Raw genomic sequence first — 9608 nt, forward strand, 5'->3', positions numbered from 1 at the left:
AACGGCAGGGATGACCCTGGGCATCAGCTTGAGGGGTCGAGACGCCCCAACCAAGGGGAATGTGGACGGCCGCTTCCCGAGCCCGCCAAGTCTTTTGAGGTATTGTTCACCAATCTCTCGCGCATTTTCTTAAAGCTGGCGCCCTAGATTGCCCATAACGAATGGAGCACTCTCATGCGCGCAGTTCTTGCGGCCGTCATACTGGCCATCGCCGTTCCGCACACCGCGGAGGCAAGCATCCGGATCCGTCTTCAGGCGACCGTCGCGGCAAGCTGCGGGGTCGCCGACATCTCGGTGGAGGAGGGCCGGATCACGGTGCTCACCATCTGCAACGCCGAGCACTTCCAGCTCAACATCCAGACCGTGGACGGGCCGGTGACGATCCTGGCGGCGAACTCGCCCGACGCCTCTGTCAACCTGATCGGTGGCGCCCTGGGCGTCACCAGCCGCGCGCCCGGCGCCCAGCGCTTCGTGGTCGACACCGACACGAGCGGTCTGACCGCCGATAACGTCGTGGCCGAGGCTGTGGCCGCCTGAGGCGGCCGCCACCCCCTCAGTAGGGGATGAAAGACAGCGTCAGCGTGTCCCGGTACCGCCCAGCATAGACATTGGTCGCCGGCGCCACCCGCACTTCCAGCGTCTGCGCCTGCACCGACAGGCGCGAGAAGGGCAGGTCCACGGACGCGGCGCCGGTCGCCGTGTCCAGTTCTGAGCCGGCCAGGAAGGCGCGGTACGGGATCGACCCAAGCGCGGGCCCGTCCTCATGAACCAGCATCCCGCCGTTGTCGGACGTCGCCGTGACCGCCATATCGGCGTTGGTCCGGTAGAAGAATGTGGCCGTGGTTCGCGACCCACGGGACAGATCGCCCAGGTCGATGTTCTCGACACCGTTGCGCGAACTGGCCTCGAAGCGCATCACGGGCATCACGCGGGAAGCCAGGGTAAGCGGCTGGGTCGTGTCGCCGGCTGTGACATCAATCTGGGCCTGATAGACGCCGGAGCGTCGGAACTGGCCGGATCGGACGTCGCCGAGCGGAACCACGACCGCACGACCCGCGACCAGGTCGTTTCTGGCGCTTTCGCTGAGAACCAGACTACGGCCGGAACGAACGGCCACGCTGGATGCTGCGACGTCGGTCCCGAGCTGGCTTGAGCCATTGGTCAAACGGATCGGCAAGGACTCGGCAGGGGCCGGAGCGATGACCACCGGCACGGCCACGCAGGCCGCGTCCAGGACCCCGGCGGCGGAACTCAGGCGAAGGGACATGCGCTCGTCCACCGCGGCCCCGGGATTATACTCGTGACCCGTTTCCTGGCTGACCGTCAGCGCATAGCCCGAGCAGCCAGGGGCCGGAGCGACCGCAGCCGATGCCAGAATAATCGTCGCGGCCATCGCAATCATTGCAATCTCTCCAAGGCAATCGAACCGGCGTCACGGTAGGCATCATGGCTGTCATCGACCTCGAACGTGAAGCCGGCGTTAACCGCAGGGAATACGACGCTGTAACGACCCGGGCTCAGGTTCGGCAGCGCCACACGTCCGGATCTGTTGGTGAAGACAGGCCGGTCCACGCCCGTGTCGTCACGCAGGTAGCCGTAGAGGAGCGAAATCGGCTCCCCCTCGAAGATCAGGGTGGCGATCACGGTGCGGTAGGCGTCGCTGCCCACTGTCAGACCGATCCCCGTCCGCGCACCCGGCACGACAAGATAACGCCCGGAGCCGATGTCATAGCCGACGGGACCGCCAGAGATCCCGACGCGCAGTTCCTCGGGGCGATACGGGTTACGAGCAGGAGCGACCGCCGGGCCGAACAGCCCCGACCGGCCCAGGGTGGTGGATCCGGCGCTGCTCTCGATGGTGACCTGAGCCCCCCTCAGGGAGGGATGGGGACGGAAGAGATAGAATCCGCGGCCCGGGTCCCGGGAGACGCCGAACATCCCGTCGACAAAGGCGATGCCCGACTGCAGCCGCGCCCGCACAGCCTGACCGCCGCCGTTCACCTGGCTGGTGACGCCGACGTCGGCTTCAAACCGCGTCGTGGTGTAGCCGAGTTCGCCGTCGATCTGGGTCTCGCCTGCGCGCTGGATGGCGCCCAGGCGATAGTTGAAGTCGGGAACCTCGAACCCGCGGTTGCGGACGTACTCAGCGCGGGCGGTCTCGCTGATGCTGTCGTAGGAGGTGGAGGCCCGGCCCCTTTCGCCGAACGGGAGGCTCAACGAAATGAAGGCGCCGGTCTCCTGGCGGCCATCGGCGAACTCTCCGTGCCGTCCGATGACCGAGGCGACCACGCGACCGAATTGTTGGCTCAGGCCAATGTTCAGGAACCTGTCCGCGCCGTCACGGCCGTGACGGGTTGCGTAGGCCCCCCCGACGGATATGGAGGTCCGACGGCTGATGTCGAACCGGTAGTCGGCCGCGACCAGCCACTCCTGGTCGATCGTCGAGAAGCGGTCGGCAAGGGTGGCGAAGTCGGTAGAGGTGTAGTCCAGGCTGACGGTCAGGGTGTCGTTCCGGTCCTCCCCAAGGAAGGGGCCGCCACGGAAGTTGACGCTGCTCGCGACGCCGCTGCCGGCGACGGCTGACTCACTCACCGCGAATTCGAAAAGAGCCACGCCCGCCCCGAAGCCAAGGGCCGAGGAAGCGCCGACATTCACGACCTCTTCAGACAGGGCCGCATGGGCGCCTACCGTGAGGTTGTCGCTGATGCCCCGGCTGTAGAAGGCGGTGGCGGCCCATTCGTCGCCGTAGTCGAAGCCGGAGCTCTGGTCATCGCGCAGGGCGCCGAGGGAGAATGAAAATTCACTGAGGCCCGCCGCCAGCAGCGTCAGGTCGCTCGAGAGGGAGAAGGCGTCCAACTCGCGGCGGCCGAGAGCGTCCTCCACCACGATGGTGACATTGTTGCTGACGTTGGCCAGGGGGATGTCGCCGAGATCGACGGGACCGCCCTGCGACTGGAAACGGCTGAGCAGCACGCCGTTCGCATAGACCTCGACGATGGCCGGGCGCTCGAGGAAGAACGAACGGCGCCCGGTCGGACGGATATTGCGCGTCGGATCCAGCTCTTCATAGCTGCGCTCGTACGAAAAGCCGAGCACACCGGTCGCGCCTCCCAGACGGGGCAGAAACGGACTCAGATCGCCAGCGGAATAGCGTATCGCCCGCTGGGGGTCGTCCTTGAACAGGATGATCGCGTCACGACGGAAGCTGTCGTCTTCGGCGCCGAAGTTGAAGGAGCCCCCGAAGTCGACGTTGATCCCGGTGATGCCGCCGAAATTGCCAAACCCGGAGAAAGCGAACTGGCCCAGGGCGCCGCGGTCGTCCTCCAGATTGTCGTTGAGAAGCAAGGCCCCCGTCACACCTGCCGAAATCCGGCCCGGATAGACCCGCTCCACACCGTCATATCCGCCCGGCGGGAGAAGAGAGACGCCGAGTGCGGGTCGGGCGGTCGGGGGGACGTTGACCTGGATGCTGAGGGTCTGGGCATCGAGCCGGGCGCTCACGCCGGCCTGGCCCAGTTGCTCCACGGGCACGAGGTCTGAACCCAGCGAACGAAGGGCGACGTGGGTGCTCTCGTCAATTGTGGCCCCCAGCGCCTCCGACAACGCCGCGGGGGAGATCGCGACCAGCTGCGACACCGTTGTCCGCACCGCCACGCTAGGGTAGCGGCGGCCGTCGACGACCACCGGCAACTGTGTTTCCAGAACGGCCTGATTATCGGGGATCGACGGCGCCTGGACGCCGGCCGATCCGACGGAGGACGGCTGCGCCCCGGCATCGGCCGACGGCGACCCCTGGGCGCTCGTCGGCGCGGTCGGCGCGGACTGCGGAACCTGTTCGTCGGCGGCGCCTGACAGGCCGGGAATGTTCAGCGTATGGCCCGCCAGGATCAGGTCCGGTCGCCGGATGTCATTGAGCTCGACCAGGGTTTTGACGCTGACCCTGTAGACCCGGGCGATCTGGCTGAGCGTCTCTCCCGGCGCGATGCGGTGCGTGGGGCCCGCAGTCGTGGGCGTGGCCACGAACAGCAATACGATTCCAATGGCGGTGGACCCGGTGAGTCCCCGCCGCCTTCCTGGCCCCCGCTTGTGCATTGGACTGTGCCTCTTCTACCGGGCCGGACCGATGTCGACGGCGACGGTTCCCGCCGGCAAGCCGGGGACCTGAAGGGAGAAATGGCGCGTGGAATTGGGCGGCAGGATGGGGTTCTCGATCTGGGCTGCAAGCACTTCAGGATCGAGCACGCGCTGTTCGCCGCCCGCCGAGAGAGTCACTGATCTCTGTGCGAGAAAGCCGTAGTCGGAACCAGTGTTCACGATGGAGAAACGGATGTCGTCGCCGTTGCGCTCTACGGCGCTGACGGCGATGTCCGCCCGGGCATTGGCTGCCTGGACATAAACCGCGACGCCGAAGTCATAGACCGTAATCACGCCGCTGAAGCCCTCGGGCATCACGGGCACTTCCTTGACCTGAAGAACGTAGGCGGCGCTCTGCGCCAGCGCCGGGTCCCCGATGTACTGGAAGCGAATGGCCTGGCTTTGCTGCGGCGCGACGAGGGCCTGCGGCGGAAACACGGCGAACTGTTCCTCGGCCGGCGAGAAGGTCTGGGAGCCGTCGGCGGCGACTTCGCGGCGAAGCACGCGCACCTCGAACGGGAGGGGGTCAGTGCGGCTGTTGGCGACCGTCACAACCGCGGAGGACTGGCCGGCGTGCGGGGCCAGGAACACGCGCATCGGCGTGACTTCGTGGGCCGAGGCGGTGGTGGCCAGACACAGGCTGGCGACGACCGCCGCCGCGCCGAGAGGCTGAATGGAGGATTGACGCAGGATGGACATTACTGGGCCTCTGTGGCGACGGGATATCGGGCGCCGCCGAATGGAAAGTCCGGCGGGCGAGTGCTCGCCCGCCGGACCTGCCTTGTTCGTTTCGTCTTAGTTGGCGACGACCGCGATCGTCAGAACGTCGGTGTAGTCACCGGCGAAGACGTTGGTGGTCGTGAAGGCGGCGTTGGCCGGCGACGGGATCCGCACGCCGTCGGCGCGCAGGGTCACGGTGCCGCCCTGGCCGGCCATCAGGGCCGTGGAGCCCGGACGCACGGTCACGATCGGAGCCGACAGGCCCTGCTCGGAGAAGTTCAGGCCAGAGCCACCGCCGTGCTGGATCGAATACTCGACCTGGTTGGCGCTGCCGCCCGAGGTGCCGGTGCGGAACAGGTAGCCGCCGTTGGCCGAGCTGATGGTGCGGGTCATGCCGGCGGCCGAGTTGCAGATGTAGGTGGCGTTGAAGCCGCCCAGGGCGACCTGCGCCGTGGCATCGGTGTTGGCCAGTTGGCCGAAGTCGAGGTTCAGAACGCCGCCGGTGGCGCCCGAGTTGTAGGCGCCGCAAACCGAGGCGACGTTACCGGTCAGGTTGACGGTCAGGTTCTGGGCGGCGGCCGGGGCGGCGATCATGGCGAGGGCCGAGGCGGCGAGAAGAATGCGCTTCATGGTAGTCTCCAAAGGTTTGGCCAGGTGGCCGTTCGAGTCCGGCGGGCGCCGGGTGTTCTGGGGCCGAAAGACCCCGGGAAAGAGCGGTTCCGCGCTGACGGAGCCGAAGGATGGGCCTTTGGCGCAAAGCGCCTCGGACCCCCTCCGGAGCGGGCATGCCGGGTCTGATCGCGCCGGGGTTTAATCCGGCGGGCTTGACGACCCGATCTGCCTTTGGAAGCGGTCTGTGGACCGCGCCTCCCCGGAAGCCGGAAACTTAACGCTTCCTTAACTTCAACTTAGTCGTGCCCCGGAAGGCGGGCGTCCCCACATTTGGGTAGCGCCGTTATATTCAACTGCCTGGCGACGCCGTGTGGTTAAAACACCATGAATCTGGGGATTTTTAACCATCTTTTCATTGAATCATAAGGAAATTTTTTTATTTTGCTCGGACCTTTTCCGAACCATCGAGCCGGGCCGGAATTACCTGAGCGCCGACAGCCGCTCCCCGAATCAGGTCATGAGGCCAGGCTCTCAGGACGTCGGAGAGACCCCTACGGACGTCTGAACGAGCGTCTCCCGACCAGCTGAAGGATCAGCGCTCCAGACGAGGGCCGGGAATGACGAGCGGCGGAGCGACGCTCCGGTTGGCGAGATGGCCGTTCCGCACCCCGCCAATTGGTGAAGTCGCTCCGTCAGGGGCGACGAAGTCGAGCTGGGGAGCGCGCGCCGGTCAGCCGATCCGGTACGACGCGATCATCGCGAACAGCTCTTCCCGGCTGCTGATCCCCAGCTTGTGGTAGACGCGCCGGATGTGGGTTCTCACCGTCTCGATAGACAGGTTCAGCGCCTCGGCCACCGCAAAGGGCGTCTGACCTCCGATCAACCTCTTCACGATCGCAGCTTCGGATCGCGTGATGTCGAAGTGTGGGGCGAAGTCGGCCCATACATATCTCTCGGCCAGATCTGAGGGCTGGAAAGTCAGCGCGATCGGAAGCCCTCCGGGGTCGCCGAGAGCCGGCGGCAGCCACTCAACGTGAATGATGCCTATGCTTCCGCAGGCACGCCGGTAGGACCATCCCGCCGTCCCAAGGCCGCCCGTCGCGAGAAATGTGCGCAGGCTCGCGGTGCGCCCCTTGTCCGAGAAAGCGAAATGCCCGCCTGCAATCTGGATTTCACTGTCGGCTTTGGAAAGCGCTTCGCCCGCCAGATTCAGGTCGAGAAGCTTCAAATCAGGCGTGACCATGAACAAAGCATGAGAACGAGACACGCTCCATTTCAGAAGCGGCCGATCATATTCATCCTGCCAATTGCGCAAAATTGGCTCAGCAGAACCGTTTTGCGCCAAACTACTGCTTTCGCCGGGGGGCGACCAATATGCCACTGAGATTGAACTTTGATTTATAGTTAATTCAATCTATCTATACGGGCCTCTTCACAAATCCCCACTTTTGGGTATGGTGCGGCGATTCTCACGCCTTCCGCGAGCCGGGCTCGAGAACAACCATAAAAGGTGGCGTCAAGCGGCTGCCAATGGCCGGAGTGGCTGTGAAGAGCGGCAGCACCCGGGATCAACCCGATGCCGTTCCGCGCGACGGGTATGCTTCGCTGAGCCAACTCAACCATGAAATACGCCACAAAGGTCTTCGGCGAGGCCGGGACCGGAACTGATGAAACACAATCAAGGTCTGGGCGCACGGGATACGGGCGACGGCAAACATTGATGGCGCCGGGTATCAGAGTTTGGCCGAAGGCGACGTCCCATATTTGGAACGCCTCGGTTTCTAGGTGACTTCGCTGAGCCAGGTCCGCCAACGGAGGCGGCTATCCTCCGGCTCTCCCGCCTCTACCGCCGCGACAGCCTGGCGATACCCGGACGCGCTCTGCCCGAACTCCTCCAGGAAGAGCCGCTCCATCTGGCGTTCGTCGTCGAAGCCGTAGTGGCGGGCCAGCACCTCCGGCAGGGCCGCGTCGCGACGATCCAGGGCCGAGCGGAGGGCGGCCAGTCGCCGCTTCCGGATCTGTCTGGCCACGCCGCCATGCTGCTCAAACAGGCGATACAGGGCGGACCGTGAAATGCCTGTGTCTGCTGCAACGCTGTCCACGGAAAGATGCGGGTCGGCGAGACTGGCGTCGATGTGCTGCTCCACCAACTCGCGGCGGGAGAAGGTCTGACGGCGGCTCTGGGCAGTCGAACGCCGGGGTGACGTTTGAATCGAACCGAGAATCTCGATCAGGGCCCGGCCAAGACCGGGCATTGCGCCTGGCTCCAGGGCGTCCGCCCGACGCACCAAAGAAACCAGATAGTCAGCCAGCATCAGATTTTGCGGTGAGGTCAGCAATCGCCCGTGCAGCCCATTGGTCGAGCCCAGCGCGGCCTCCATGACTGAACGGGCGACGCTGACCGTGATCATGCGCGCCTCATGCGCCTCGGTGCGTGTGGCTCGACGGGTGTCGGCGATGAAGGCATCCCCGGCCTCGGCCACTGCAAAGCCGCTGGCCGCACCACCCGTCACGCGGCCTTCCAGCACCAGGCTGATCACGAAGTGTGTGAAGCCATCCTTCGCAACCCGCTCCGCGCGCGAATGGATGACGCCCGAAAGCGTGCGGTCGTAGATGATGAGGCCATGCAGTCTCCACGCTCGCACCTGAGCGCGAAATTCGCCGCTGCCCCGGCTGACGTCCGCGCCGTGCCCATACAGTTCGGCATAGCGACGAAAACCCTCGGCCTCTGGCAAGCCGAGGCTGGAGAAACTGAAATTTTCAGACATATGGGCGCTAACTGGCACCGTTCGTCGACGCCTTGCAACTATCCGCGTCACAAAATTCAGTGAGAATTCTGACTCTTCGTCGCGAGCCGCCGCCATCCCTCCGCTCCGGCCAAACTCAACACAATGGCCAATGCGCCCGCTATGGCGATGGTCAGGAACAGCGCGCGCGCCAGGCCTTCAGCATGCGGGAAGAACGTATCGCTGATCAGGCCGGTCAACACGGGGCCCAGCCCCGTCCCGGCCACGGCGCAGACGGCCAGGTACACGCTGACCACGGATCCATGCATGTCGGGCCTTGTAATGGGCGCGAGGCCCCCGAGTGCGGTGAGGGCGGCGGCGCCGCCCCCCGCAGTCAACAGGAAAAGGCCGGGCAGGACCAGGACGGCCTGATCGCCCGATGCCATGAGCGCCGCCCCGCAAACGGCGAGCGCCGCTCCCAAGGTCATCACCGGCGCGATTCTCCGTCTCCCGGCGACGTTGCGATCCAGCCACCGACCGGCGGTGAGGTGCCTGCGGGTGCGGCGATGAGAATCACCAGGCCAGCGACCCAGGCGCTGGTCGCGGGCGCAAAGTGAAGGCTGCGGTTCAAGACCGACGGGGCCCAGCCGGCCCCCGCCTGAATCAGCAGGATGACGGCCACCCCGGCCCCCATATGCAGGGCCAAGGCACGCGTGCTCGCGATATGACGAACCGCCGCCCGCAGGCCACGCCGTGAGGGCGTGGGGGCGCCGGTCGCCCTGATCCGACGCCATAGCCACCACGCCAGGATCAGGTTCGGCAATGTCATGAGAATGATCGCTACACGCCAGGGATCGACGCTGCCAAACCAGCCGCTCCAGGACAGCACGGCAAGCAGTCCGCCGCCTATGATCATGGCACCGCTCCGGCCCGTCGCCGAGCCGGCTGTGAACAGCGCGGTGGATCGTCCCAGCCGGTCCTGCGGCGATGACGCAGCAAGAATAATCAGGGCCGTCGGACCAAAGGCTGCCTGAGCGAAGCCCAGCATGAGACGCGAGGCCATCAGCGTTTCAATGTCAGCGGCAAGCGCAAAAAAAGGCAGGCCACGGTCCAGCCCAGCATGCAGATGGCGGCCAACGGCGCCAACGGCAACCGGTTGCGGCTCGTACCGACAATCAGAAGCACCGCCGCGTAGGCCACCACGAACGCCGGCCCCTGCAGGAGACCGATCTCGGTGTCCGATAAGGAGAACTCCGCCCGCAAGGCTGGCGCAAAGACAGCCGGTATGGCGCGATCCACGTAAGCGGTGAAATGGCAGATCGCGATCAGCAAGGCGCCGCCAAAACCAAGCTGTGCGTCAGAATCCTTGCCGACACTCGTCAAAGCACTGTCTTCCAGACATGGTTTCGAGCAGGC

General features: G+C 65.4%; 10 protein-coding genes. 1 reads left to right on the plus strand and 9 read right to left on the minus strand.

Going from position 1 to position 9608, the window contains the following annotated elements; translation table 11 throughout:
- Positions 1-174 precede the first annotated feature (174 nt).
- Positions 175-537 carry a hypothetical protein gene (locus MBEBAB_RS09090; protein ID WP_021697673.1) on the plus strand — a complete coding sequence of 121 codons (363 nt, stop codon included), beginning with the start codon at positions 175-177 and terminating at the stop codon, positions 535-537.
- Between the two features lie 16 nt (positions 538-553).
- On the opposite strand, the gene MBEBAB_RS09095 is transcribed toward MBEBAB_RS09090, so the two are convergent.
- The 9 genes from MBEBAB_RS09095 to MBEBAB_RS16500 form a co-directional block, all read right to left on the minus strand.
- A complete protein-coding gene (locus MBEBAB_RS09095; RefSeq protein WP_021697674.1) occupies positions 554-1402 on the minus strand; it encodes a hypothetical protein in 849 nt (282 codons plus the stop codon).
- Positions 1399-4020, minus strand: a complete 2622-nt coding sequence (locus MBEBAB_RS09100; RefSeq protein WP_242397132.1) for a fimbria/pilus outer membrane usher protein — start codon at positions 4018-4020, stop codon at positions 1399-1401. Before MBEBAB_RS09100 ends, MBEBAB_RS09095 begins: the two co-directional genes overlap by 4 nt.
- Positions 4021-4107: 87 nt before the next feature.
- Positions 4108-4833, minus strand: a complete 726-nt coding sequence (locus tag MBEBAB_RS09105; protein WP_021697676.1) for a fimbria/pilus periplasmic chaperone — start codon at positions 4831-4833, stop codon at positions 4108-4110.
- Between the two features lie 96 nt (positions 4834-4929).
- Positions 4930-5484: a hypothetical protein gene (locus MBEBAB_RS09110; protein ID WP_021697677.1), complete on the minus strand. Its 555-nt coding sequence runs from the start codon at positions 5482-5484 to the stop codon at positions 4930-4932.
- A gap of 712 nt (positions 5485-6196) precedes the next feature.
- Positions 6197-6811: a helix-turn-helix transcriptional regulator gene (locus MBEBAB_RS09115; RefSeq protein ID WP_148291484.1), complete on the minus strand. Its 615-nt coding sequence runs from the start codon at positions 6809-6811 to the stop codon at positions 6197-6199.
- Between the two features lie 436 nt (positions 6812-7247).
- Entirely contained in the window at positions 7248-8234 is a 987-nt protein-coding gene (locus MBEBAB_RS09120; RefSeq protein WP_052516777.1) for a helix-turn-helix domain-containing protein, read from the minus strand.
- A 56-nt stretch (positions 8235-8290) separates the two neighbouring features.
- Positions 8291-8680: a hypothetical protein gene (locus MBEBAB_RS16495; RefSeq protein ID WP_045319117.1), complete on the minus strand. Its 390-nt coding sequence runs from the start codon at positions 8678-8680 to the stop codon at positions 8291-8293.
- Entirely contained in the window at positions 8680-9255 is a 576-nt protein-coding gene (locus tag MBEBAB_RS09130) for an MFS transporter (protein WP_045319118.1), read from the minus strand. The genes MBEBAB_RS16495 and MBEBAB_RS09130 overlap by 1 nt, the downstream gene beginning before the upstream one ends.
- Positions 9255-9608 (minus strand): MFS transporter (locus MBEBAB_RS16500; protein WP_373852900.1); only part of this gene is annotated, 354 nt, incomplete at its 5' end. The genes MBEBAB_RS09130 and MBEBAB_RS16500, both read right to left, overlap by 1 nt.

This window comes from Brevundimonas abyssalis TAR-001 (assembly GCF_000466985.1).
GTDB classification, from domain to species: domain Bacteria; phylum Pseudomonadota; class Alphaproteobacteria; order Caulobacterales; family Caulobacteraceae; genus Brevundimonas; species Brevundimonas abyssalis.

Excerpts from the sequence above, each read along its gene's own strand:
- MBEBAB_RS09090 (WP_021697673.1), top strand. The coding sequence starts at position 175 with ATGCGCGCAGTTCTTGCGGCCGTCATACTGGCCATCGCCGTTCCGCAC.
- MBEBAB_RS09095 (WP_021697674.1), bottom strand. The coding sequence starts at position 1,402 with ATGATTGCGATGGCCGCGACGATTATTCTGGCATCGGCTGCGGTCGCT.
- MBEBAB_RS09105 (WP_021697676.1), bottom strand. The coding sequence starts at position 4,833 with ATGTCCATCCTGCGTCAATCCTCCATTCAGCCTCTCGGCGCGGCGGCG.
- MBEBAB_RS09110 (WP_021697677.1), bottom strand. The coding sequence starts at position 5,484 with ATGAAGCGCATTCTTCTCGCCGCCTCGGCCCTCGCCATGATCGCCGCC.
- MBEBAB_RS09120 (WP_052516777.1), bottom strand. The coding sequence starts at position 8,234 with ATGTCTGAAAATTTCAGTTTCTCCAGCCTCGGCTTGCCAGAGGCCGAG.
- MBEBAB_RS16495 (WP_045319117.1), bottom strand. The coding sequence starts at position 8,680 with ATGACCTTGGGAGCGGCGCTCGCCGTTTGCGGGGCGGCGCTCATGGCA.
- MBEBAB_RS09130 (WP_045319118.1), bottom strand. The coding sequence starts at position 9,255 with ATGGCCTCGCGTCTCATGCTGGGCTTCGCTCAGGCAGCCTTTGGTCCG.